We start from the raw sequence: 23,338 nt of genomic DNA, 5'->3' as shown, positions 1-23,338 counted from the left end.
GCCTCCCGAGACACCGGCACCCGCGATCCGGCCATGACACCGATCGGGTCACCCGCGCGGCCGTCCTCGTGGGCGAGATCCTCCAGGGTGGTAGTGACCACCACCGTCACGGGCATCCCATCCAACACCGGCGCATCAACGGCGCGGGCGGCGGCGATGAGGATGGTCGCGAGGGTGTCGTGGCGGCGCTGCTCCGGGGTGCGGGTATCAGTTGGCTCGTAGTGCGCGAGGTCGGGTTCCTCGGTGAACCGGGGCGTGCGGCGGTGGGCTTCCATCAACCCCAGCAGCAGCGACCCCACTTCAGGCATGAGCAACCCAGATACCGGGATGAGCCCGTCGGAGTCCTGCTGACCAACCCGGAACGACCGGCGCCGCCTCGCGCGTTCCTCCCGCGGCCTGGCCCCGTCCGGGTCGATCGCCGCGGTGATCAGCGAGAACTGTCCCGCCAGCGACGTCACCGACTCCGGCACCACCGGGTGCGAACCAGAAGCATCCAACCCGGAGGCCAAGTTCACCAAGACCTGCTCGGTCGCCCCCAGCAACCCCGGCTCCACGTGCGGTTGAACGGCACCCAGCTGTCGAGTGATGAGCTCGGCAGCATCCAACCCGACCTGCTCCAACGAGGCAGCCAGCACCGGCAACCGTGCCGGTACCTCCGCCCCCGACAGCGACCGGTCCACCCGTGTGACCGCCGCCACAGCCAACCGGGCGCGGGCCGTCTTTTCCGACACCCGCGCCAACGTCGCGACCGCCGCCACCGGAGAGGCGAACCCCAAAGCCTCCGCCGTCCCCGCATCCACCGAACCCGCGACACGCACCCGCGCGGCATCCACGACCCGACCGATCTCCTCCACCGCCACCACCCCGTCAGCACCCGACGGCAGGGCGTCGAGCAGCTCACGCAGAGCGGTCAGGGCAGGAGAAGTCATACACCAAGTTTAGCCAACAATCGAACACACGTTCTAATAAACCAGAATCTGTGGAAAACTCCGCCCCGACCTGCCGTCAGCGCACCCCGGCCGCATGCACGACAATGGAGACGTGGCTCAGAGCACCGATTCCCCCCGCCGCGTCGCCGTCCTCGGTTCCGGATCATGGGGCACGACGTTCGCCAAGATCCTCGCCGACGGCGGCTCGAGCGTGGCGATGTGGGCCCGCCGCCCCGAGCTCGCCCGGGAGATCTCTCAGTCGAACCGCAACAGCGACTACCTGCCCGGCATCAACCTGCCCCGCAACATCTGGGCCTCCGCACGGCTGCCCGAGGTGCTCGAGGGCGCCGAGCAGGTGTACCTCTCGGTTCCCTCGCAATCGCTGCGCGAGAACCTCCGCATCGTGCGAGAGATCATCCCCGAGGACGCTCTCGTCGTCTCGCTCATGAAGGGTGTCGAGAAAGGCACCGGTGCGAGGATGAGCGAAGTGATCCGCCAAGAGCTCGGGCTCGGCGGAGAGCGGGTGGCCGTGGCATCCGGGCCCAACCTCGCCCTCGAGATCGCCAAGGAGCAGCCCACCGCCGCGGTCGTCTCCTCTGAGAGCATCGATACCGCGACCGCAGTGGCCATGACCGCGACGAACCCCTACTTCCGCAGCTTCGTGAACACGGATGTCATCGGCACCGAGTTCGGCGGAGTGCTCAAGAACCTCATCGCCGTCGCCATCGGCATCGTCGACGGCGTCGGCTACGGTGAGAACACCAAGGCGTCGATCATCACTCGGGGGCTCGCCGAGATGACCGACTTCGCGGTCGCTTACGGCGCCCGCCCCGAGACGCTCTCCGGGCTCGCGGGCCTCGGCGACCTCATCGCGACGTGCGAGTCGAGCCTGTCGCGCAACAACACCGCGGGTCGCCTCCTCGGGCAGGGATACAGCTACTCCGAGGTCATCAAGCAGATGAACCAAACCGCCGAGGGCCTGTCATCCGTCGCTCCCGTGCTCGAGCTTGCGCTCGCCAAGGGCGTGCAGATGCCGATCGTCAGCCAAGTCGCCGAGGTGCTGGCCGGTACGCTGAATCCGCGGGACATCGCGCCCCACCTCACCACCGACGAACTGCCGCAGGGAGAATGACGTGAGCCGAACCCGAGTCGCCCTCCTGTTCGGCGGCCGGTCGTCGGAGCACGAGATCAGCTGCTCCACGGCGAGCGGCGTGCTGTCGGCGATCGACCGCGACAAGTACGAGGTCGTGCCCATCGGGATCACCAAGACCGGCGCCTACACGCTGCAGCCGGATGACGCCGCCGTCTTCGCCATGAACCCGGAGGCCATGCCGACCGTCGCCGACAACGGCACGCGCGTGCTCTGGCCCGACTCCACGGCAACCCGCGAGCTCGCCTACTTGGATGCCTCCGGCCACCGTCACTCGCTCGGCGACATCGACATCGTCTTCCCGATCCTGCACGGCCCCTGGGGCGAGGACGGGACCGTGCAGGGGATGCTCGAGCTCGTCGGCCTCCCGTACGTCGGCAACGGCGTGCTCGCGTCATCCCTCGGCATGGACAAGCACTTCACGAAGACCGTCCTCGAGGGCGCCGGCGTCGCGGTCGCGCCGTGGATCACGGTCTCCCGCCGGGAGTGGGCCGACGACCCCGAGCTCTGGACGCGCCGAGCGCATGGTCTCGGCCTCCCCGTCTTCGTCAAGCCCGCTCGCGCCGGCTCCTCCGTCGGGGTCACCAAGGTCGACGGCTTCGCGGATCTCGACGCCGCGCTGCAGGTCGCCCTCGCCGAAGACTCGCGAGCCCTGGTCGAGAGCGCCGTCGTCGGCCGCGAAGTGGAGTGCGCCGTGCTCTCCGGTCGGGGCGGCGGGGCGACGCGGGTGAGCGTCGCGGGCGAGATCATCATGCACGGCCGAGAGTTCTACGACTTCGAGGCGAAGTACATCGACCCGGATGCCGCGGAACTGGTGTGCCCGGCATCCCTCGCCCCTGGCGAACTGGCCGAGATGCAGCGCATCGCCGCCCGGGCGTTCGAGGCGATCGGCGGTTCGGGGCTCGCGCGAGTCGACTTCTTCTTCACGGGCACGGAGTTCGTCGTCAACGAGCTCAACACGATGCCAGGGTTCACCCCTATCTCGATGTACCCGAAGTGCTGGCAGGCGAGCGGGATGAGCTATCCCGAGCTCATCGACGAGCTCATCCAGCTCGGTCTCGAGGCGGTGCGCTAGGTTCCTGGCGCGATGCAGGCACCAACCACGGGTAGGCGGGATACCGCAGGGCCCAGGGCCGTCAGCACATCTCGACCGGATGCCGCCTCGCCGTCGATGATGACTTCCACGGCGGGCTCGCGCCCGTAGGTGGTGAAGACGAAGTTCGGGTCGTCCGAGTCATCCCGCAGCCAGTCCACGCCCTCGACCGTGATGCACGGCAGCTCAGCGGTCGGCGCCGGGGAGGGCACCCCGCAGCGCAGGATGACGGCGGTCGGCTCACCCCAGGCGCCGGTCGCCTGGGCGTTCGTCTCGCGGGATGACAGCTCTCCGATGGCCTCCGGGAGGCGCACGCTCACCTCGGCGCACAGCGGGCTCGCGGCGTCGTCCGCGGGCTCGAGTGCGACGGTAGGGGAGCACCCCGCGAGCACGAGGGCAACGGGAACCAGGGCGGCGGCGAGGAGGCGTCTCATCGTCATCAAGGCTAGCCGGTGACTATTCTGACTGCGTGACCAGCGTGCTCGACGTACTGGTGGGAGAGACGCTCGACGCGGTCGTCTTCGTCGCCGACTACTCCCAGGTTCAGTTCACCATCGATTCCCGCCCCGAGCGGGTGAACTTCGGGGCGTGGCCGGAGGTCGCTCAGACGGATCGGATCTACCGTTTCGGCGAGCCGGGATATCGTGACGCTTACTGCGAGTTGATCGGTCGGAAGGTCACAGGAGTCGTCGAGTGGCAGACGCGCGGCCTCGGCATCGAGTTCGACGACCGCTCCCTCATCATCACGATCGCGGCAGGGCTAGCCATCGGCCCCTACGAGATCGCCGACTTCCGCACCTGGATCTGGCGCTCAGATCTGCCGCCGTTCGGCGGTACCTCGTGACCGGCGACCGTCCGCAGCGAATCCCGCTCCGGAGCATCATCGTGATTGTGATCGCGGTGCTCGTCGTCGTGGCGGGCATCGCGCTGCGCGTGTGGATGGGCTGGCGCCTCTGGCCCTGGACGGGGTCCGGTCCGTGGCCCGGGTCGTGAGCGCTAGCGTGGAGGGGTGACCACCCTCGGAACGCTCGGCGAGTCGGCCGTCCTCGCGCGAGTCTTCCCGCGACTGCCCGCCGCCCGGGCACAGCAGCTCGGACCGGGGGATGATGCGGCCGTCGTCGCGGCGCCCGACGGGCGGTTCGTCGTCACGACCGACATGATGATCCACGGCCCCGACTTCCGGCTCGCGTGGTCTGCTCCGTTCGACCTGGGGTTCAAAGCCGCAGCCACGAACCTGTCCGACGTCGCCGCGATGGGAGCCGTGCCGACAGCGCTCGTGGTGGCGCTCGCGGCGCCGGCTGAGACCCGAGTCGACTTCCTTGAGGCGTTCGCCGACGGACTGCGCGCCGCGTGCGACGAGCTCTCGCCCGGTGCGGGAGTCGTCGGCGGCGATCTGTCCGTGTCCGCGACGCTCACGATCGCGGTCACCGCATTCGGCGACCTCGAGGGCCGAGCGCCCGTGCTGCGCTCCGGCGCGAGACCTGGCGACGTGGTGGCTGTGTCCGGCACTCTCGGACTCGCGGCCGAGGGGCTGCGACTGCTGTTCGAGCGGGGCGTCGTCGACGGGCGCCCGGATGCCGCGGCCGCCGCCGAGCTCGCGCGCGAGCATCCCGTTCCGATCGCCGCCCAGCTCAGGCCGCACCCGCCCATCGCGGACGGCAGGGCCGCCGCGATCGCGGGCGCTACCGCGATGCTGGACGTCAGTGACGGGCTCGCGAGGGACGCGTCCCGGATCGCTGACGCGAGCGGCGTCGCGATCGACTTCTCGGGCGTCTCCGCAGCCGAGCTCGCGGGGGCCGAGGACCACGGCCTGCTCGCGTGCTTCCCGCCGGGCATCCCGTTGCCGGGAGGCTTCCGGCAGATCGGTTCGGTGCTCGAGGGCACCGGTGTGCTCTCGGACGGCGAGCGGATCACGGGCTCCGGTTGGGACCCCTACGCGGGGTGGGACGGCGGGTCGGACTAGCTGTCGCGAGCGCGCCTCCGCTACAGTGAAGGCCTCCGGATCGCGAGGGGGAGAGCCCGTGAAGAGCTTCACCGGCGTTGCTGCGGTGGTTGCCGCGCTCGTCGTCGCGCCGATCCTGGGGATCGTGACGCCGGCGGCGGCCATCACGGTGACGTCCAGCCCGGTTTCCTCCGGCGAGCTCCACTACTCCGGTCTTTCGGGGGATGCGTCGCACGCAACCGATGGCGATGACGACTCCCATATCGTGGTGCCGGCGGAAACCCCGGAGCTGGCGGAGACGGGCGCCGGCGACCGCGCGCTCCTCGTCCTCGGCGGGATCGGCGGGGTGCTCCTGCTCGTCGGGTCGGTCGTGTTCGCACTCACCGCTCGACGCAACGCGAACCGTTAGTCGGCGGAGGCCCAGTAGACGGCGGTCTCGCCGTAGTCCTTGCGGCGCTCGAACTCGAGCCCCTCGGGCCAGCTCGGCTCGGCCGAGCGGGAGCTGCGCTCCACCACGACGACTGCACCGGGCGTCAGCCGCGGCACGAGGGCGACCAGGTTGCGATCGAGTTCGGCGGTGGTGAGGTCGTACGGCGGATCGAGGAACACGAGGTCCCAGAACGACCGTGCAGAGTCGAGGAACGACTGCACCGACTGTCCGGTGGAGACGAGTTCCGGCCGTGTACCGGCGGGGGCCTGCTTGAGCACGCGCGCGGCGTTCTGCTGGGCGGTGCGGATGACTCGGTCCACAAGGGTCACGTGGGATGCCCCGCGCGACACCGCCTCGAGCCCGAGCGCGCCGGAGCCGGCGTACAGGTCGAGCACGCGCATCCCGTCGATGGCGTCCCGCGCTTCCAGCGCCGAGAACATGGCCTCCCGCACTCGGTCGCTCGTGGGGCGGGTGCCGCTCGGGGGCACGGAGATCGCGATCGAGCCGGCGAACCCGGAGATGATGCGCGTCACGGCAGGTTCTCCCGCAGCCACGTGACACTCCGGCCCACCAGGTCGAGCTCGTCGACCTCGCCGGATCCGAGTGACGCGATCTCGACGCACACGTCGCCGCGGTAGTCAGCGCGCTGCAGGATGTCGAGGATCGCGGGGAGATCGGCGACCCCGTCTCCGAGGGCGGTGCACACCGGCCCGCCGTCGGCGAGCGGGTCGCCCGCTTCGTGGTCCTTGAGCTGCACGAGCAGGGTGTGCGGGGCGAGCAGGCGGGTGCCCTCCAGCATGTCGTCGCCGACGCGGACGAGGTTCACGTTGTCGAGGCACACCCCGAGGGAGTCGGGGAGGGCGACCGCGTCCAGCAGCGCGACGATGTCGACCGCACGGAGGTCGCCGTGGTTCTCGAGGGCGAGCCGCACGCCCGCCCCCTGGGCGTGCCGGGCTGCTCGCCTCAGCGGTCCGACGAGGCGCTCGACGAGCACCTCGGCCGGCTCATCGCCCCTCGAGGCCGGGCTGCCCGCGGTGATGCGGAGCACGCGGTGGCCGAGTCGGGCGGCGGCGTCGATCCAGCGCCCGAGTTCCTGCTCGGCCGCCCAGGACCGGCCGCCTTCGAGGCCGTGCACCCGGCCGGGCCAGGGATGCCCCCACGAGAGCCCGACGTCGAGCGGGGAGTCGAGCATCCCCGCCGTCACCTCCTCCGGCTCGGGGAGGTAGCAGGTCTCGAGGTAGACCGCCTCGGCTCCCACGGAGAGCGCGTGCTCGAGCACGGGCCGCGGGTCGAAGGGCCAGGGCTCGCGATCGAGCTGTCGCTCGCCCGCCCTGATCTCGCCGTAGAGGCGGTGGTACGAGTAGCTGTCGATGCCCGCGCGCATCACGCGTCGCGCCTGACCCCGACGGTGCAGACGGAGTTGACGGACGTCAGCACGATCGGCGTGCCCGGGTAGTAGAGCGCCTTCACGAACGCCGCCGACACCGCGATGAGGGGGCCGGCGGTGAGGCGGTGCAGTCCGTGCACGATCGACGTCCGGAACCCGCGTCGCACGGGCCCGCGGTACCGGAGAACCTCCAGCCCAGCCGCTTCGGCGAAGTAGGTCATCTTGTAGTACCCGATCTGGGTGACGTGGGTGGGGTCGCCGTATTGCAGGGCGTTGCCGAGCCAGGTGTCGACGTTCGGGTAGCGCAGCAGCATCCGCCCGTCCGGTCGCAGCAGGGACCTCAGTTGCGAGAGGAAGTCGACGATCGTGTCCTGCTCGAGGTGCTCGAGCACGTCGAACAGCACGATGAGGTCGAAGGATGACTCGGCGAACGAGTCGAGGGCGGTCGAGGGGTGCACATCGAACCCCGCCTCGAGGCCGGCGGCGACCTGCACCGATGAGAGCTCGGTGCCGGTCATCCGCCACCCTTGCGACCGGCCGTAGCCGAGGAAGGCGCCGTCGCCGAAGCCGACTTCGAGCACGTCGGCGACCGGTCGGCCGATCGCGGTTGCCGTACGGAGCTCGCGGCGGTAGTAGTCCGCGTCCCCGGCAGTGAACTGCCCGAAGCGGTGGGTGGACCCCCAGCCCTTCCACCGTGAGTACGCGGCGTCGTCGCCCTGCCGGTCAGCCATTGCGTCATCCTATCGAGCCGGGATGCCGCGGCGGAGCGCACCGATGGGGCCGGGGGTCGCCGGTAGCCTCGACGTGTGACCTCTCCGCTGGACCAGAAGCTGAGCGCCGCACTGGGCGGCCGCTCGGCTCAGGCGCTCCAGCGCGGCCTCGGCTTGGAGACCGTCGGGGATCTGCTCAGCCACTACCCGCGGCGCTACGCGCGCAGGGGGGAGCTCAGTTCGCTCGTCGACCTCCCCATCGACGAGAACGTGACGATCGTCGCCGAGGTGCTCGAGGTGCGGTCTCGGTCGATGCAGGCCCGTCGCGGCACGATCTCCGAGGTGCTCATCGGCGATGGCCGAGGCACTCTCACGCTCACATTCTTCAATCAGAAGTGGCGGGAGAACGAGCTGCGACCGGGGGTGCGCGGCATCTTCGCCGGCAAGGTGGGCGTCTACCGCAACTCGAGGCAGCTCGCGCATCCCGACTACGAACTGTTCGACGTCGCGGCGGATCCCTCGGCGGCGCGCGCGTGGGCGGAGACGCCGATCCCGATCTACCCGGCCACATCGACGGTCGCGAGCTGGCAGATCGCCAAGGCGGTCGGGGTCGTGCTCGACACGCTGCCGGAGCTCGACGACCCCGTTCCCGATGCCGTGCGGTCGGCGCGCGGGCTCGTGCCCTTCCGTCGTGCCCTGGAGCTCGTGCACCGCCCCGCGGTCGACTCCGAGTGGCAGGCGGCTCGATCGGCGCTCAAGTTCCAGGAGGCCTTCGTGCTGCAGGCCGGTCTCCTGCTGCAGCGCGAGCGGCTGCGCGCCACGGCGGCGACGCCGCGCGAGGCCGGCGCTCTCCTCGAGGGGTTCGACGCGTCGCTCCCGTTCGAGCTCACGGGAGACCAGCGCGCCGTCGGCGAGGAGATCGCCAGCGACCTGGCGGGCGATGTGCCGATGAATCGACTCGTTCAGGGCGAGGTCGGCTCCGGCAAGACCCTCGTCGCGCTCCGCGCAATGCTCGCGGTCGCCGAGTCCGGCGGGCAGTCGGCGCTGCTCGCCCCGACCGAGGTGCTCGCCGCCCAGCACTTGCGCTCCATCGTCCGCACGCTCGGCCCCGACCTCGCCGCTCGGTTGCGGCCGACCATCCTCACCGGCCAGCTGCCGGCGGCGGAGCGGCGCAAGGCGCTCCTCGCGATCGTCTCCGGGTCGGCGCGGATCGTGGTGGGCACCCACGCCCTGCTCGGTGACGCCGTGACGTTCTTCGACCTCGGTCTCGTCGTCGTCGACGAGCAGCACCGCTTCGGCGTGGAGCAGCGCGAGGCACTCCGGGTGAAGGGCGCACAGCCCCCTCACGTGCTCGTGCTCACGGCGACACCGATCCCGCGCACGGTCGCGATGACCGTCTTCGGCGACCTCGACATCTCGTCGATCGCTCAACTGCCCGCGGGGCGCTCGCCGATCTCGAGCCACGTCGTGCCGCTCGCCGAGAAGCCGGGCTGGATGACGCGAGTGTGGGAGCGTGTCGCCGAGGAGCTCGCCCAGGGCAGGCAGGCGTTCGTCGTCTGCCCGGCGATCGACGAGTCGTCGGCTGAGGATGCCCCGCTCGAAGCCGAGGCGCCGGCCACGAGCGACACCGTCGCGCGCCCCCGCGCCACCGTGCTCGAGACGCTCGCGGAGCTGCGCTCGAATCCGCTGCTCGAGGGCCGCCGCGTCGAGGCGCTCCATGGCCGCATGTCGAGTGACGAGAAGGATGCCCTGATGCGCGCCTTCGCGGACGGGAGCATCGACGTCCTCGTCGCCACCACCGTCATCGAGGTCGGCGTCGACGTGCCGAACGCCTCCACGATGGTCGTGCTCGACGCCGACCGCTTCGGGGTGTCGCAGCTCCACCAGCTCCGGGGCCGGGTCGGTCGCGGCTCCGTGCCGGGGCTGTGCCTGCTGGTGACGGGGGCGGAGGAGGGCACACTCGCCCGGGAGCGGGTCGACGCGGTCGCAGCGACCCTCGACGGCTTCGAGCTCGCCAACCGCGACCTGGAGCTGCGGCAGGAGGGAGACGTGCTGGGGAGCATCCAGTCGGGCGGGCGGTCGAGTCTGCGACTGGTGCGGGTCACGCGCGACGGCGAGCTCATCGGCGATGCACGACTGCTCGCGGGGCAGCTGCTCGCTGACGACCCCGGCCTCGAGCGCCACCCGGCTTTGCGCGCCGCGCTCGACCGGCGGCTCGACGAGCAGTCCCAGTCGTTCCTCTCGAAGAACTGACACGATCCGTCATTGTCACAAACCGGTAACACTCACCGGCTATCGTGAGGAGCATGAGCAGGATCGCCGTTGTTCCTGGGTCGTTCGACCCCGTCACCCGTGGCCACTTGGACGTGATCGAGCGGGCGGCCGGGATCTTCGACGAACTCCACGTACTCGTCGTGCACAATCCCGGAAAGACGGCCCTTCTGCCGATCGCCCAGCGCGTGTCGCTCATCCAGGAGTCCATCGCCGAGGCGGGGATCGCCGGAAGCATTCTCGTCACGAGCTGGAGCGTCGGACTCCTCGTCGACTACTGCACCGACGTGGGCGCGAGCGTGCTCGTGAAGGGCATCCGCTCGGAGGTCGACGTCGCGTACGAGACGCCGATGGCGATCGTCAACCGCGACCTCGCCGGGGTCGAGACGGTCTTCCTGCTGCCGAGCCCGGAGCACTCGCACGTGTCGAGCTCGCTCGTGCGCCAGGTGTCGTCGCTCGGGGGCGACGTGACCCCCTACGTGCCGCCGGCAGTCGCCCGATTCCTGCAGACGCCGCGCGACTAGCCCGCGGGGACGCGGGAGCAGGCTAGAGCCCGGCGACCTGGCGGGCGGTCCGAACGAAGGTCTCCCGGATCGTGTCGGGGCCATCGAGGTAGCCGCCGACAAGGGCGGCATCGCGGAGCAGCACGAGCGCTCCCGCTCGCTCGGCCGCGTCATCCCGCCCCGCCGCCGCGAGCGCGCCCTCGAGCGTGCCACGGAACCATGCCCGGTGCTCGGCGACGGTCTGCCGCACCGCACTCGAGGCATCCGGGTACTCGGCGGAGGCGTTGATGAACGGACAGCCCCGCGTGTGGTTGCGGCTCACGTCGTCGGCGATGCCCTGGATGATCGCCTCGAGCATCTCCTCGGGACCCGCGTCGATCGCTCCGAGGTGCTCGGCTGCCGCCGCGAAGGCGGAACGCAACGCGGCGTCCTCCGCCTCCAGATAGGCGACGACGAGGTCTTCCTTGCCGGGGAAGTGGCGGTAGAAGGTCGCTCGGGTGACCGCACCCTCGGCGACGATGCGGTCGACGCCGACGGAGTGGATGCCCTCCCGGTAGAAGAGGTCGGACGCGGTGCGGAGCAGTCGCTCGCGGGCGTCGGAGGGGCGGGTCGAAGTGGCCATAGCAAGAATGATAGAACGATCTTTCTCTTTTTTCTTGACTTCTGCGGAATAGGTGCCGTAACTTCTCAGTTACCAAGAAAGAACGATCGTTCTCCCTGAGGGCGACTGAGAAAGGAAACCGAAATGACTGCATCGAAGACCCCTATCGTCCTCATCCACGGACTCTGGATGACCCCCACGAGTTGGGACACCTGGGCGGAGCGCTTCCGCGCCCTCGGTCACGACGTCATCGTCCCGGGATGGCCCGGCATCGACGACCGCGACGTCGCCGACATCCGCCGCAACCCGGAGGCGCTCAAGGGCGTCGGCCTCAAGCAGATCGCCGACCACTACGAGGCCATCATCCGTGCCCTTCCCGAGAAGCCGATCATCATGGGCCACTCCTTCGGCGGCGTCATCACCCAGATGCTCGCCGACCGCGGGCTCGGCGTCGCCTACGTCGGCGTGACCCCCGGCCAGACCGCCGGCATCACGACGCTCCCGCCGTCGACGGCGCGCACCGGCTTCCCGATCCTCCGCAACCCCTTCAACAGGAACGGTGCCTCGCCGATCTCGAAGAGCCACTTCCACTTCACGTTCGGCAACGACCTCACCCGCGCCGAGTCGGACGCGATCTGGGAGGAGTACGCGGTCAACTCCTACAACCGGGTCTTCTTCGAGGGCGTCGCGGGAGCGTTCAACGAGAGGGGCGGGGTGACGCACGTCGAGTACGGGCGCCCCGAGCGCGCACCGCTGCTCATCATCGCGGGTGAGATCGACCACGTCGTGCCCCCGGCCATCGCCAAGGCCATCGTTGCGAAGTACACGAAGAGCGGCGGCCCCGCCGTCGTCGACTACAAGGAGTTCGCGGGTCGCACGCACCGCATCGTCAGCCAGGACGGCTGGGAGGAGGTCGCCGACTACGCCCTCAACTGGGCGCTCGCGAACGCGGCCAAGTAGTACTCACACGCACCACGACACGGCGCGGGGCCCTCGGGCTCCGCGCCGTCGGCGTACCCAGAGTCCGCAACCCGCCCGAACGGGGTACAGAGCCGATCGCTCAGCGTGCTCTAAGGTGAACTCACTGTGAGTGCGAAGCCGCGTCAGGCTTCGCACTCGATCCGTTTAACAGCAGGTCCCGCGCCATCCGACCTCGGCCCGTAGGGGGTGATGAGCACCGTGAGCGACACCGTAGCGATGCCGCCCGTCGATGCCCCGTTCGTCACCGGCTCCTCCGCGCCGCCGCCCCCGCCCACCTCGCCGGGCTGGAGCGCCGCAGCGACGGCGATCCACGGTATCCAGCAGATCCCGCGACCGATCCTCGTCTCGCTGTCGCCGGCGGGCTTCTCGTCGATCGCCATCGACTTCCGCCACCAGGAGTTCGTGTGGGCGACTCCGCTGGAGGAGTTCCCCGAGCATCCGTCCGACGTCGCCGTCGGGACCTACCCGATCGAGATGGACTCGCCGCGACTTGCCGGGCAGACGGTCGGGGTGGATGCCCTGCTCTGGCTGATCGGCCTGCACTCGTACCCCGGGCAGCGGGCATCCTGGCTCCGGCCCGGGGACAAGTACCGGCTCAAGTGGTGGCCGGACTTCGACCACCTGCCGGCGACGCCCGAGCAGGTCCGCATCGTCAAGGCGTCGGTGAAGGGGCTCATGACCGTGGAGAAGCTCGCAACCGTCGCCAAGTGCGACGTGGGCGACGCTTACTCGGTGATCAACGCGCTGAGCCTCATGGGTGCCTTGCGCCGGGTCGAGGGAAAGGGCGGCTCGCCCACGCAGCCGATGCCCGAGGGCAAGTACGACCTGCCCGACCGCCAGCGCGGCGGGCGGCACGTCAAGCGCGGTGGCTAGGTCGTCGGCTTCGTCGCCTTGCCGTCGAGCCAGAGCTCGTTCGACTCGTCACGGTGGCTTCCCGTCGTGCCGACGTGCTTGTCGCTGATCGTCGCCCCCTTCTGGATGACGTGCACGATCGCCATCCCGTGCCCCCGGCCGAGACCGTAGTCGGCGGCGAGCCACTCGAGGATGGCGCCGGCCTTAGTGCCCGGGGTATCCAGTCCCTTCTCGGCGGCGAGAGCGATGAGCTGCCGGGGAGTGAGCCCCGTCTTGTCCTCGACCGCGTCGAGGTAGGCCTGGAACGACATGGCGCCAGCCTAGTCGCGGGGCGGCTCCGCGACGGTGGGCCGCCGTCGCTCCGGGAGCAGCAGCAGGATGCCCAGCAGCAGGCTGCTCCCGACACCGATGACGTTGCCGATCGCATCGAGCACCGACAGCCCGACCAGGTGGTGCAGGTGGTAGTAGAGGTGCGGGATGCCGAAGACCGTCCACGCGATGCCGGCCGCGCGCGTCGCCGCCACCGACGGCCAGAAGAACGCGTACGCGGCGATCGCGCCGATCGCCAGATACAGCGCGCCGACATCGCGGATGAGGTGCTCGTTGAACGGACCGTCGATGGCGATCCACATGAAGCCGAAGCCAGGGAACGAGTCGTAGAACGACTGGGGGAGGATGGCCGCCCAGCCTCCGACGTAGAGGCCGGTGACGGCGACGAGGGCGAGCGCGATGCGGTGGAGGAGTCTCATGCCAGCTACGACCGGGCGGGCATCCGGAGTGTGACAGGGCCGTAGCGGCGCGAAGGTGATGCATACTCTCAATGGCACGTGCCAAATACCTGGACCAACGGAGCTCAATGCGTCGTCGAACATGGACAGTCGAAGAACTTGCCCGGGAATCTGATCTCGATGTCGAGCAGGTGCTAGTCGCGTTGTGGTCCGAAGGCGTCGAATATCCCGTTCAACCTTCGCATCGAATACGGAGCGAGCACGCGACGATCGCCGAGCGCGCGACCGGAATCGTCGGCGGACAGGCCAAACGGATCTCCTACTGGACGCAGGCTTTCGGCGTTACGCGAGAGCAACTTGCGGCAATTCTCGACGGCTACGGCATCCGGTTGCCGCGGGACGCGCAGGTGCTTCCAAAGGGCGCAGTTAGGCGACTTCGCGCGCATTTTGGTGCAATGCCCGCCTCAAGCGCCCCCGAGGCTACGGACCTTGCGCCCCAGCTTCCCACAGCTCCACCTTTCGAGTGGTCGGCGCCCGGGACTGCCCGAGACTGCCAGCACCTGACATCAGAAGAGCTCGTTCAGGTCCATGAGGCTCTGGCGGCAGACTTTGCTTCCACGGCGGACCCGATTTCTCCCGCCGGCGTCAAGAGCATGGCCCTTCTGGAGAGCGCAGCGGCCCGGCCCGCCACGAGCTACGGAGACTCCAGGAAGTACCCGACGGTCGAGTCAGCGGCGGCCGCCCTGTTGCACTCGATCGTTCATAATCATCCGTTCCACAACGGGAACAAGCGTTCGGCTCTCGTTTCTACGATGGTTTTCCTGGATAGACACAACCTCGTCATCGAATCGAACGAAGAAGAGCTTTTCCGCTTCATGATTCGGGTCGCTGCACACGATCTCCTGCCCGACGGATACGTCTATGACCAGGTATCCGACCGTGAGGTTGCGGCGATTGCAGATTGGCTGATTGCACGATCCCGACAGATTCGACGAGAAGAACGTTCACTGACCTGGCGGGAGTTGCAAAAGAAACTGAAGCAACGAGGATGTGACGTCGAAGTAATGCGTGGTGGGAAGATCCACATAACGCGCGAGGTTCAAGGGCGACGGCGATTTCTAGGCGGGCACAAGACGGACACCCTTTCGACCTACTTCATCAACACCGGCGACGGTCGAGAGGTTCCGAAAACACAGCTCAAACGAATGAGATCCGATCTTCACCTGGATGCTGACCACGGTGTTGACGCTGAAGTGTTCTACGGCGACCACAAGGACCCTGACTTCTTCATTCTGCGATACTCGCAGTTGCTCAAGCGTTTGGCGCGGGTGTGATCGGGGGCCGTAGTCGCCGCGATGCGCCCGTCAGCTAAGTATATTCGGCCGAGGGCGTCAACTTGACATGCCTAGGCTCGGTGGGGTGAGCAGCCTCGGCTGGATTCGCGCGTGGATCGTGTTCTTCATGGTGGCGCTCGTGGTGAGCGGGGTGACGGCGTTCCCGCTGCTCGAGGAGCTCACGCTCGGATCGAGCATCCTGCACTCCTGGGGGGTGGAGCAGTGGATGCCCGCGCTCGTCGAATGGATCGACCGGGTTCGCGCCGGACTCGCCGACACCTACGCCTCGTACCCCTGGCTCGCTTACGGAACGGACTGGCTGGCGTTCGCGCATCTCGTGATCGCCGTCGCGTTCGTCGGGCCACTTGGCGACCCGGTGCGCAACGTGTGGGTCATCCACTGGGGCATGATCGCGTGCGTCGGAGTGATCCCGCTCGCCCTCATCGCCGGCTCGATTCGGGGACTTCCCTGGGGCTGGATGCTCGTCGACATGTCGTTCGGGGTGTTCGGGATCATCCCGCTCCTCATCATCCTGCGCCTCACTCGGCGAATAGAGCATGAGCAGGCCATCCCAACCAGCGAGTCGCCCGAGCGCCCCGTGTGAGTTCCCTCCGTATCGGAGCGACCCCCTTGAGGCTCGCGCCGGACCTTGGAAGCGTGGAAGCCACCGCTGAACAAGGAAAGGAAGCGCAATGCTCACCCTCACTGAAACAGCCAGCACGGTCGTGAAATCGATCGTGGACCGCGATCCGAACGTCGTGGACGGCGCCATGCGCATCGCCACCGGTGCCACCTCGCACGACTTCGCGATCTCCGTCGTGAGCGAGCCGGAGCCCGGCGACGCCCTCGTCGAGTCGCACGGCGCGCGCCTGTTCGTCGAGCCGGGCGCTTCGCTCGTCCTCGAGGACAAGACGCTCGACGCGACGGTGTCCGAGGAGGGCGCGATCTCGTTCGCGCTCACGCCGCAGACCTGATGGGGAAGCCGAGGGCCAGAAGCCCGAGGTGGGAAGGGGCCGGTTACGCCGGCCCCTTCTTCTGTTCGCGGGGCGGGCGAGGAGCGCGGGCAGGCTTCGGCGGCTTCGGGGGGAGCTCCCCGATCTGCAGGTAGGCGAGGTGCAGCCACTCCACGAGCTCATCCCGCGGCCACGTCAGCGGGAGCCCTACGTATTCGCGCAAGGGCTTCTCGCCGGGGCCGAAGCCGCCGGCGCCCGGGCGGTTCGCGAGTTCGGCGCGGGCCGAGTCATCCGGCAATCGCACCCCGATCGTGTCGCCGATGAGCGCGGCGAACATCGTGCCGTTCACGAACGCCCCGAGGTTCGCGAACATCGGCTTGACCGTGACCCCGGAGAAGTCGGTCACGAGATCGCGGAAGAACTCCTTGCCCTCGTCGGTCGGCCGCGGCATCTTCATGCGCGCCAGGCTAGCGGTACCGTGAGACGATGCTCACCGTCTTCGCTGTCCCGCTGCCTGAGATCGTGCCGGGAGACGACCTCGCTGCCCTTGTCGGTGATGCGCTCGAGGGCAGGCTCGAGGACGGCGACATCCTCGCCGTCACCTCGAAGATCGTCAGCAAGGCCGAGGGCCGCGTGATCGCCGCAGCCGATCGGGAGGACGCGATCACCGCCGAGACGGTGCGCGTCGTCGCCACGCGCGAGCATCCGGGGGGAGTCACGCGGATCGTGGAGAACCGGCAGGGCCTCGTCATGGCGGCCGCCGGGGTCGACGCGTCCAACACGCCGGATGGCACCGTTCTGCTGCTGCCCGAGCGGCCGGATGACTCGGCTCTCGCCCTCGCGACGGCCCTGCGCGACCGCTTCCGCCTCTCCCTCGGCGTCGTCATCACAGACACGCTCGGGCGTCCCTGGCGCCAGGGGCAGACGGACGCGGCGATCGGGGCGGCGGGCATCCACGTCCTCGACGACCTCCGCGGCAGCGTCGACGCGGGGGGCCGGCGGCTGGATGTTACGGTCGCCGCCGTCGCCGACGAGATCGCCTCGGCCGCCGACCTCGTGAAGGGAAAGACGTCAGGGATGCCCGTGGCCGTCGTCCGCGGACTCGCCCACCTCGTCGGACCGCTGGACTTGCCCGGCGCTCGCACGATCACCCGACCGTCGGAGGAGGACATGTTCCGGCTCGGCACGGCGGAGGCGTGGGCGGCGGGCTACGCGGAGGGGGTGGCCGCCGCGCCGGAGGCTCCCTAGGATTCAAGGATGATTCAGATCATCCTGTCGGTCGCGATCCTCGTCGCGACGATCGTCACTCTCGCGAACATCATCACGAGCGCGGACTGGCAGGTGAAGCACCTCCCCAAGGTGTTGTGGGTGGTGATCGTCATCTTCGTCCCGCTCATCGGCATGGTGCTGTGGTGGTGGGTCGGTCGCGACTACGGCGACCGGTCGGAGTCGATCCCCTTCGGCGACCCGCGCCGCTCGCAGGCGATCCGGCCCGCCCCCCGTCGACTCGACGACGACGAGGACATCGACGCCGCGGTGGAGCGGGAGATCGCGTTCTACGAGAACGAGGCCCGGATCCGCCGGCTGGAGGCTGAGCTGAAGCAGAAGCGCGAGACCGGCCAGTAGCGCGGGTGCGCTCAGCGGGCCGTGTCAGACTCGAGGGGTGCAGAACTGGACGATCGTGATCCCGGTCAAGGGGACCGCGGCGTCCAAGTCGCGCTTCGGCCCTGGGGATCACCGGGACCTCGCCCTCGCCATGGCACTCGACACGGTCGAGGCGGCGCTCGCCGTCGCCCCCGTCATCGTCGTGACGGTCGGTGGAGCGGAGTTCCAATCGCTCGGCGCGACGATCCTGCAGGACCCGGGGGCCGGGCTCATCGCCGCGATCGAGGCCGGGCTCGAGGGAGTGGAGTCGCACTCGGCGGTGCTGCTGGGCGATCATCCCGCGCTGCGACCGCAAGAGCTGCAGGATGCCCTCGCCGCCGCCGAGAGGAACCCGCGGTCGCTCGTGCCCGACGACGACGGCACGGGCACCGCCCTCGTCGCCGCCCTCCGAGGCGCCCGGCACGATCTCGCGTTCGGACCGGGGTCTCGAGCCGCTCACCGGGAGCGCGGGTACGCCGAGCTCGAGGGCCAGTGGCCGGGCCTGAGCCGAGACGTGGACCTGGCCGAGCACCTCGAGGAGCTCGCGATTGCGGGCCTCGAGCTCGGTCGGCACAGCCGAGCACTCGCCGGAAGAGTGGCGAGCTAAGCTCACTGACGGCGAACTCACAGGGTGTCCCGGCCGGGTTCTCTGCGAGACTCGGACGGTGGAGACTTCTCGATACGGCCTCAGCGACGAGGGCCTCGCACCGAATGCCGGGCGGTCCGAGCCGGTCGAGGCGATGACCCACGACGAGTTCTACTCGCGGTCGCGGGGCATCCTGCGCAGCATGGAAACCGTCATCGACGGCAAGCGGTCCGCGGTCGAGATGGCGCTCACCGTGCTCCTCGCGGAGGGGCATCTGCTCATCGAGGACGTTCCCGGCGTGGGCAAGACGATGCTCGCCCGCGCGCTCGCGCGCTCCGTCGACTGCTCGGTCAGCCGCATCCAGTTCACTCCCGACCTGCTGCCCGCCGACATCACCGGCGTCTCGGTCTACAACCAGTCCGACCGCCAGTTCGAGTTCAAGCCGGGTCCCGTGTTCGCGAACATCGTCATCGGCGACGAGATCAACCGCGCGAGCCCGAAGACGCAATCGGCGCTCCTCGAGAGCATGGAGGAGCGCCAGGTCACCGTCGACGGCCGCACCTACGCGCTCGCGACGCCGTTCGTGGTCGTCGCCACCCAGAACCCGATCGAGATGGAGGGCACCTACCCGTTGCCGGAGGCGCAGCGTGACCGCTTCATGGCCCGCATCTCGATGGGCTACCCCGATTCGGCCGCCGAGCTCGAGATGCTGCGGAGCCGGGATGCCTCGAGCCCGCTCGATTCGCTCGACCCCGTCGTCTCCGGCACCGAGCTCGCCGCCATGATCGCCACCGTGCGAGGGGTCTTCGCGAGTCGAGCCGTCGAGCAGTACGCCGTCGCGATCGCGCAGGCGACCCGGGTCGATCGCGACCTCCGGCTCGGGGCGAGCCCGCGCGCGACCCTCCAGCTCGTGCGCGCTGCGAAGGCCCGCGCGGCGCTCGACGGACGGGAGTTCGTGCTTCCCGACGACATCGACGCGCTCGCCGTGCCTGTGCTCGGGCACCGGCTCATCCCCGCGCGTCGGGTGTCGGGCGGACTCGGCGGCACCGCGGTCTCAGACGTCATCTCCCGTATCGTCGCGGACACCCCGGTGCCGCTCTCCTCGGCCGGGCCGGCCTGACCGACGTGCCCCGAGCGCCCCGGCACGCCGCATCGCACGGCCTCGCCTCGTTGCGGGTCCGCGGCGTGGGTCTGACGGTGCGCGGGTGGTGGTTCCTGGGCGCCGGCGCTGCGTCGTTCGTCATCGCCTACCTGGGCGGTCGCGAGGCGTTCGTGTTCGTCGGGGCGCTCCTCGTCGCGCTCCCTCTAGCGGCTGGTGTGCTCGCGGCTGTGCGGCGGCCGCGCGTCGAAGTCACGCGGTCGTTCGCCCCTCGCACGATCGCGGCGGGCAGCGCGACGAGCGTAGCGCTCACGGTGCACAACAGAGCCGCCGGGCGGAGCCTCGAGGCGACGTGGTGGGACACGGTGCCCTGGTATCCGTACGTCACCGCCGCCGGGCGCTTGGCTGCGCTCGAGCCGCGCAGCCGCCGGTTCGCGGCCCGGAACCACACCACCGTCGGCTACGACCTGGTCCCGCCGCACCGCGGGGAGTTCCTCATCGGACCGTTGAGCGTGCTCGCAGGCGACGCCTTCGGACTCGCTACGAGCCTGACGGTCGTGGGCGAGCCGCAACCGCTCATCGTCACCCCCGAGGTCGTTCCCCTGCCGAGCGCCGGGTTCTCGCTCCCTGCGGGGGACGGCGAGGCGACGCTCGTGCAGCGCCGCGCGGCGGGCGACGAGGACGACATCATGACCCGCGAGTACCGCAGCGGTGACGCAATGCGACGCGTGCACTGGCGCGCCTCCGCCCGCCACGGCGACCTCATGGTTCGGCAGGAGGAGCAGCGCTCGTTCCCGGAGGCGCGCATCATCGTCGACACGACTGCCGATGCGTACGCAGACCTCTCCACCGAGCCCACCGAGGTCGATCCCGACAGTCTCGCCTTCGAGTGGGTCGTGCGGATGCTCGCGTCGGCTGCGGTGCACTTGCGACGCGCGGGCTTCCTCGTGTCGATCGAGGAGACCGGGCATCCGCAGCTCGACGGCCTCGGCGCGGGCCGACGCCGCACCTGGGGAGACGAGGAGTTCCTTGCCCGGCTCGCCTCGCTCGAGCTGACGGACGAGCCGGAGGAGCGGTCGACCCGCAGCCCTGGATCGACGGGACCGCTCATCGCCCTTCTCGGCACCCCGTCGTCCGAGACCGTCGAGTGGATGCTCGCGCGGCGACGTCCGGGCGAGCTCGCGGTGGCGTTCACCGTGCAGACCCAGACCGCGCTCGACCGGTTCGGCCGACCGTTCGGGATCGTGCCCGAGGCGAGCGCTGTCGCCGAGCGGCTCGCCGACGAGGGCTGGCTCGTGGTGCCGGTGGGACCGGACGACGACCCGGCCGCGGCATGGCAGGCGATCGTCGCCGAGACCGGGCGGGGACGTGCCTAGCCGCGGCCGCCGAGCCCCCGCTCCCACGGACCGGGGGAGCGCGCCCTGGCTCGTCTCCGCCCTGCTCGCGACGATGATCGGGCTCGCCCTCTGGGGGCTCACCCCGGTGCTGCGCGATATCGGCTGGTGGCTCGAGGCCGTCGTCTCGGGTGCCGTGGTGCTCCTCGTGGCGGCCGCGGTGCGCTCGATCGCCCTGCGGCGGTTCTGGGGAACGATCGCGGGTGCCGCGACGGGCCTCGCCTTCCTCACGGCCACGTTCGGCGACGGATCGGGCTTCCTGGGCGTTCTCCCGACTCCCGAGACCATGGCCGTCTTCGGCGAGCTCAATCGCGCCGGCAACCGGGACATCCTCGAGCAGTCGATCCCGGCCGACGCGACCGAGGGCATCCGCTTCCTGCTGTGCGTGGGCGTGGTCGCGATCGCCATCGCCGCGGATGGCATCGCCCACCTCCTCAGGGCGCCGGCGCTCGCGGGCATCCCGGTGCTCGTGCTCCTTCTCGTGCCCTCATTCGTCAGGCCCGACTTCCTGGACCTACCGCTGTTCGCGCTCACGGCTGCCGCGTGGCTGGCGCTCCTCGTCGTGCACTCGCGCCCCGTCGCCCGGCGCACGGCCGTGGGCGTCGGCGCGTCGGCGGTGGTGCTCGCGCTGCTCGCTCCCGCAGTACTCCCTGCCGTCCAGGGCCCGGCCCCCGACGAGGGTTCGGGCGGGGGACTCGCGACCGGACTCAATCCGATCATCACGCTCGGCGACGACCTCCGCCGCGGCAACCCGAGGCACGCGCTCACGTACCGCACGAGCGACGACTCGGAGCAGTACCTGCGTCTGACGGTTCTGGATGACTTCACGGGCCGGTCGTGGGAACCTTCGGAGCTGCCCGAGCCGGGTCGGGACGTGGAGCAGATCGGCCCGGTGCCGGGCCTCGCAGAAGGAGTGCCCTCGACGACCATCACCGCCACGATCGTCGTGGGCGACGTCGCCAGTCGCTGGCTCCCGGTGCCGTACGCGCCAACGTCGATCCGCGGGCTCGACGGGGCGTGGAGCTGGGACCCGGAAGGTCTGACCGTGCGCACCGAACGGTCGAACGCGCAAGGCCAGGGCTACGAGGTGGACGTGGTCCTGCCCGCCCCGAGCGTCGAGCAGCTCGTGGCGGCCGGGAGCGGACCCGCCGCGGGCATGGAGCGCTACCTCGCCCTCCCGCCCGAGCTGCCCGACTCCGTCGCGCGCACCGCTCTCGAGGTGACCGAGGGGCTCGTGTCGAACTACGACCGGGCACTGGCCCTCCAGCAGTTCTTCCGCGCCGGCGACTTCACCTACTCCGAGCAGGCTCCCGTCGAGGACGGCTACGACGGCTCCGGCGCGGAGGTCCTCGGCGCGTTCCTCGACGCGCGCTCGGGGTACTGCGTGCACTTCTCGTCCGCGATGGCAGCCATGGCCCGCACGCTCGGCATCCCCTCCCGCGTCGTCGTGGGCTTCACCCCGGGCAGCTCCGTGAAGGAGGGCGAGGACGACACGATCGTCCACCGGGTGACGACGCACAACCTTCACGCGTGGCCGGAGCTCTACTTCGACGGCATCGGCTGGGTGCGCTTCGAGCCCACGCCGGGGCGCGGAACGCCTCCCGCGTTCGCCCCCCTCGACGAGGACGACCCCGCCACGCCCGATGTCGACGAGTCGGTGCCCCCGCCTCCGACCCCGGCGCCGACCTCGACAGCCGGTCCCACGGGGGCGCCCGAGATCCCGGACGACGAGCCGACGGAGGTGCCCGATGAGTCGGTCGCCTCGCCGGATGCTCCGGCCCGAGCCATCCCGATCGGCGCTGTCCTCCCCGCTCTCGTGCTCGCGCTCCTGCTCGCTCCGGCGGTGCTGCGCGCCCTCCGCCGCGCCCGCCGGCTGCGAGCCGTGGACCGCGGCTCCGCACTCGACGGCTGGGACGAGCTGCGCGACACCGCCTTCGACCTCGGCCTCTCGAGCGACGTCGGTCTGACGCCACGACAGTTCGCGGAGTCTGTCGCGCCGCTGCTCGATGACGATGCGGCTGCCGCTCTCGCGCGGCTGCGCTCCGCGGTTGAGGCTCACGCATTCGACCGGGTATCGACGCCGTCCGATCCGGCCGACGTCTCGACCGTCGTGCACGGGTTGCGCCGCGGGGCGGGAGTCGGCCGGGCTATCGCGAGTGCCCTGCTGCCGCGCTCTCTCGTGCGAGCCTGGCTGCCGACGGCCGCGAGGGACTAGGCGAGACCGAGCCGGGCGTCCTCGCGGTGGCGCGCGGCGATGAGCGCGAACCCGATCACCGGCCCGAACACGATCACGAGCACGGCGTCGTGGAGGGGGATCGGCGGCAGCCACGCGCGAGCGGAGCGCCTCAGGAGGAGGACGATGGGTGCGGCGGCAGCGGCGGCAGCCGCGACGGAGATCGCAGCGAGACCCGGTGCATCGGCGACCACTGCGGAGACGGCGACTCCGATGGCTCCGAGAGCGACGAGCCACAGCGCGAACACGAGCAGCATGTCGGTCTTGCGACGCCAGGTCGCGAGCGCACCGAGGGCGACGAGCGCGGCGGCGGTCAAGAGAACTGTCACGGTGGCGAGAGCCACGGGCGCACGGCGCTCAGCGGTCGTCAGCTCGAGGGACTGCTCGGCGATCAGGGCGAGGGCGACGGCGTAGGCCGAGAGGGCGACGGCGTAGGACGCCGCGAGGGCGAGGGCGGTGGTGACGGAGGCGGGGCGGCGGCGGAACTGGGACACACTGACTAGAGGCGCGATCGCCCC

Annotated in this window: 29 protein-coding genes; 19 read left to right on the top strand and 10 right to left on the bottom strand. The window is 70.0% G+C overall.

Annotation, left to right across the window (positions count from 1 at the left end; all coding sequences use genetic code 11):
* On the bottom strand, window positions 1–929 hold a 929-nt coding region (locus Q5716_RS10050; RefSeq protein ID WP_305002939.1), incomplete at its 3' end, for a DUF222 domain-containing protein.
* Between the two features lie 94 nt (window positions 930–1,023).
* Here Q5716_RS10050 and Q5716_RS10045 point away from each other — a divergent pair.
* Both Q5716_RS10045 and Q5716_RS10040 read left to right on the top strand, forming a co-directional pair.
* Window positions 1,024–2,061 (top strand): NAD(P)H-dependent glycerol-3-phosphate dehydrogenase, encoded by a 1,038-nt coding sequence (locus tag Q5716_RS10045; protein ID WP_434056597.1) that lies wholly within the window; start codon window positions 1,024–1,026, stop codon window positions 2,059–2,061.
* 1 nt (window position 2,062) lies between these two features.
* Window positions 2,063–3,154, top strand: a complete 1,092-nt coding sequence (locus tag Q5716_RS10040; protein ID WP_305002937.1) for a D-alanine--D-alanine ligase family protein — start codon at window positions 2,063–2,065, stop codon at window positions 3,152–3,154.
* On the opposite strand, the gene Q5716_RS10035 is transcribed toward Q5716_RS10040, so the two are convergent.
* Complete coding sequence (locus Q5716_RS10035) at window positions 3,151–3,606, bottom strand: DUF3515 family protein (protein WP_305002936.1); 456 nt, start codon at window positions 3,604–3,606, stop codon at window positions 3,151–3,153. The genes Q5716_RS10040 and Q5716_RS10035 overlap by 4 nt on opposite strands.
* Window positions 3,607–3,641: 35 nt before the next feature.
* On the opposite strand from Q5716_RS10035, the gene Q5716_RS10030 reads away from it, so the two are divergent.
* The 4 genes from Q5716_RS10030 to Q5716_RS10015 are packed head-to-tail and all read left to right on the top strand — an operon-like array spanning window position 3,642 to window position 5,523.
* The gene (locus tag Q5716_RS10030) at window positions 3,642–4,016 is read left to right on the top strand and encodes a hypothetical protein (RefSeq protein ID WP_305002935.1); all 375 of its coding nucleotides are present in this window, start codon (window positions 3,642–3,644) and stop codon (window positions 4,014–4,016) included.
* A complete protein-coding gene (locus Q5716_RS10025) occupies window positions 4,013–4,165 on the top strand; it encodes a hypothetical protein (RefSeq protein WP_305002934.1) in 153 nt (50 codons plus the stop codon). The genes Q5716_RS10030 and Q5716_RS10025 overlap by 4 nt, the downstream gene beginning before the upstream one ends.
* 16 nt (window positions 4,166–4,181) lie before the next feature.
* Window positions 4,182–5,135: a thiamine-phosphate kinase gene (gene thiL / locus Q5716_RS10020; protein WP_305002933.1), complete on the top strand. Its 954-nt coding sequence runs from the start codon at window positions 4,182–4,184 to the stop codon at window positions 5,133–5,135.
* A gap of 58 nt (window positions 5,136–5,193) precedes the next feature.
* Entirely contained in the window at window positions 5,194–5,523 is a 330-nt protein-coding gene (locus Q5716_RS10015; RefSeq protein WP_305002932.1) for a hypothetical protein, read from the top strand.
* Here the strand turns inward: Q5716_RS10015 and rsmD are convergent.
* The 3 genes from rsmD to Q5716_RS10000 are packed head-to-tail and all read right to left on the bottom strand — an operon-like array spanning window position 5,520 to window position 7,662.
* Window positions 5,520–6,077 carry a 16S rRNA (guanine(966)-N(2))-methyltransferase RsmD gene (rsmD, locus tag Q5716_RS10010; RefSeq protein ID WP_305002931.1) on the bottom strand — a complete coding sequence of 186 codons (558 nt, stop codon included), beginning with the start codon at window positions 6,075–6,077 and terminating at the stop codon, window positions 5,520–5,522. The genes Q5716_RS10015 and rsmD overlap by 4 nt on opposite strands.
* A complete protein-coding gene (locus tag Q5716_RS10005; RefSeq protein WP_305003000.1) occupies window positions 6,074–6,928 on the bottom strand; it encodes a sugar phosphate isomerase/epimerase family protein in 855 nt (284 codons plus the stop codon). Before Q5716_RS10005 ends, rsmD begins: the two co-directional genes overlap by 4 nt.
* A complete protein-coding gene (locus Q5716_RS10000) occupies window positions 6,928–7,662 on the bottom strand; it encodes a class I SAM-dependent methyltransferase (RefSeq protein WP_305002930.1) in 735 nt (244 codons plus the stop codon). Before Q5716_RS10000 ends, Q5716_RS10005 begins: the two co-directional genes overlap by 1 nt.
* 75 nt (window positions 7,663–7,737) lie before the next feature.
* Between Q5716_RS10000 and Q5716_RS09995 the strand changes: the two genes are divergently transcribed.
* Together Q5716_RS09995 and coaD are read left to right on the top strand one after the other, a co-directional pair.
* On the top strand, window positions 7,738–9,894 hold the full coding sequence (locus Q5716_RS09995; protein WP_305002929.1) for an ATP-dependent DNA helicase RecG: 2,157 nt from the start codon (window positions 7,738–7,740) through the stop codon (window positions 9,892–9,894).
* 53 nt (window positions 9,895–9,947) lie between these two features.
* A complete protein-coding gene (gene coaD, locus Q5716_RS09990) occupies window positions 9,948–10,436 on the top strand; it encodes a pantetheine-phosphate adenylyltransferase (protein ID WP_305002928.1) in 489 nt (162 codons plus the stop codon).
* A 22-nt stretch (window positions 10,437–10,458) separates the two neighbouring features.
* Here coaD and Q5716_RS09985 read toward each other — a convergent pair whose 3' ends face one another.
* Entirely contained in the window at window positions 10,459–11,037 is a 579-nt protein-coding gene (locus Q5716_RS09985; protein ID WP_305002927.1) for a TetR/AcrR family transcriptional regulator, read from the bottom strand.
* Window positions 11,038–11,160: 123 nt separating this feature from the next.
* Here Q5716_RS09985 and Q5716_RS09980 point away from each other — a divergent pair, with 123 nt between their 5' ends.
* Both Q5716_RS09980 and Q5716_RS09975 read left to right on the top strand, forming a co-directional pair.
* Window positions 11,161–11,976 carry an alpha/beta hydrolase gene (locus Q5716_RS09980; RefSeq protein ID WP_305002926.1) on the top strand — a complete coding sequence of 272 codons (816 nt, stop codon included), beginning with the start codon at window positions 11,161–11,163 and terminating at the stop codon, window positions 11,974–11,976.
* A 219-nt stretch (window positions 11,977–12,195) separates the two neighbouring features.
* Complete coding sequence (locus tag Q5716_RS09975; protein ID WP_305002925.1) at window positions 12,196–12,870, top strand: hypothetical protein; 675 nt, start codon at window positions 12,196–12,198, stop codon at window positions 12,868–12,870.
* Here Q5716_RS09975 and Q5716_RS09970 read toward each other — a convergent pair.
* Together Q5716_RS09970 and Q5716_RS09965 are read right to left on the bottom strand one after the other, a co-directional pair.
* Window positions 12,867–13,160 carry a DUF4287 domain-containing protein gene (locus tag Q5716_RS09970; RefSeq protein WP_305002924.1) on the bottom strand — a complete coding sequence of 98 codons (294 nt, stop codon included), beginning with the start codon at window positions 13,158–13,160 and terminating at the stop codon, window positions 12,867–12,869. The genes Q5716_RS09975 and Q5716_RS09970 overlap by 4 nt on opposite strands.
* 9 nt (window positions 13,161–13,169) lie before the next feature.
* Window positions 13,170–13,598 (bottom strand): DUF4345 family protein, encoded by a 429-nt coding sequence (locus Q5716_RS09965; RefSeq protein ID WP_305002923.1) that lies wholly within the window; start codon window positions 13,596–13,598, stop codon window positions 13,170–13,172.
* Between the two features lie 107 nt (window positions 13,599–13,705).
* Between Q5716_RS09965 and Q5716_RS09960 the strand changes: the two genes are divergently transcribed.
* The 3 genes from Q5716_RS09960 (at window position 13,706) to Q5716_RS09950 (ending at window position 15,885) form a co-directional block, all read left to right on the top strand.
* Entirely contained in the window at window positions 13,706–14,911 is a 1,206-nt protein-coding gene (locus Q5716_RS09960) for a type II toxin-antitoxin system death-on-curing family toxin (protein WP_305002922.1), read from the top strand.
* A gap of 85 nt (window positions 14,912–14,996) precedes the next feature.
* A complete protein-coding gene (locus Q5716_RS09955; RefSeq protein ID WP_305002921.1) occupies window positions 14,997–15,515 on the top strand; it encodes a hypothetical protein in 519 nt (172 codons plus the stop codon).
* An 88-nt stretch (window positions 15,516–15,603) separates the two neighbouring features.
* Complete coding sequence (locus Q5716_RS09950; RefSeq protein ID WP_305002920.1) at window positions 15,604–15,885, top strand: iron-sulfur cluster assembly accessory protein; 282 nt, start codon at window positions 15,604–15,606, stop codon at window positions 15,883–15,885.
* Between the two features lie 43 nt (window positions 15,886–15,928).
* Here the strand turns inward: Q5716_RS09950 and Q5716_RS09945 are convergent, their stop codons facing one another.
* Window positions 15,929–16,321: a TfoX/Sxy family protein gene (locus tag Q5716_RS09945; RefSeq protein ID WP_305002919.1), complete on the bottom strand. Its 393-nt coding sequence runs from the start codon at window positions 16,319–16,321 to the stop codon at window positions 15,929–15,931.
* Between the two features lie 29 nt (window positions 16,322–16,350).
* Here Q5716_RS09945 and cofE point away from each other — a divergent pair, with 29 nt between their 5' ends.
* The 6 genes from cofE to Q5716_RS09915 all read left to right on the top strand — a co-directional run bounded on the left by cofE (window position 16,351) and on the right by Q5716_RS09915 (window position 22,802).
* Complete coding sequence (gene cofE / locus Q5716_RS09940; protein ID WP_305002918.1) at window positions 16,351–17,112, top strand: coenzyme F420-0:L-glutamate ligase; 762 nt, start codon at window positions 16,351–16,353, stop codon at window positions 17,110–17,112.
* Window positions 17,113–17,121: 9 nt separating this feature from the next.
* Complete coding sequence (locus tag Q5716_RS09935; RefSeq protein ID WP_305002917.1) at window positions 17,122–17,490, top strand: PLD nuclease N-terminal domain-containing protein; 369 nt, start codon at window positions 17,122–17,124, stop codon at window positions 17,488–17,490.
* A 37-nt stretch (window positions 17,491–17,527) separates the two neighbouring features.
* Complete coding sequence (gene cofC, locus Q5716_RS09930; RefSeq protein WP_305002916.1) at window positions 17,528–18,115, top strand: 2-phospho-L-lactate guanylyltransferase; 588 nt, start codon at window positions 17,528–17,530, stop codon at window positions 18,113–18,115.
* A gap of 133 nt (window positions 18,116–18,248) precedes the next feature.
* The gene (locus Q5716_RS09925) at window positions 18,249–19,214 is read left to right on the top strand and encodes an AAA family ATPase (RefSeq protein WP_305002999.1); all 966 of its coding nucleotides are present in this window, start codon (window positions 18,249–18,251) and stop codon (window positions 19,212–19,214) included.
* 5 nt (window positions 19,215–19,219) lie between these two features.
* On the top strand, window positions 19,220–20,569 hold the full coding sequence (locus tag Q5716_RS09920; protein WP_305002915.1) for a DUF58 domain-containing protein: 1,350 nt from the start codon (window positions 19,220–19,222) through the stop codon (window positions 20,567–20,569).
* Window positions 20,562–22,802 (top strand): transglutaminase TgpA family protein, encoded by a 2,241-nt coding sequence (locus Q5716_RS09915; RefSeq protein WP_305002914.1) that lies wholly within the window; start codon window positions 20,562–20,564, stop codon window positions 22,800–22,802. The genes Q5716_RS09920 and Q5716_RS09915 overlap by 8 nt, the downstream gene beginning before the upstream one ends.
* Here Q5716_RS09915 and Q5716_RS09910 read toward each other — a convergent pair.
* Window positions 22,799–23,314, bottom strand: coding sequence for a hypothetical protein (locus Q5716_RS09910; RefSeq protein ID WP_305002913.1), 516 nt, complete (start codon window positions 23,312–23,314; stop codon window positions 22,799–22,801). The genes Q5716_RS09915 and Q5716_RS09910 overlap by 4 nt on opposite strands.
* Window positions 23,315–23,338 lie beyond the last annotated feature (24 nt).

This window comes from Antiquaquibacter soli, from assembly GCF_030580675.1.
Classification (GTDB): Bacteria; Actinomycetota; Actinomycetes; order Actinomycetales; family Microbacteriaceae; genus Rhodoglobus; species Rhodoglobus soli.
Note: the sequence above shows the minus strand (reverse complement) of the source record. Positions and strands in the feature narration are given on the sequence as shown.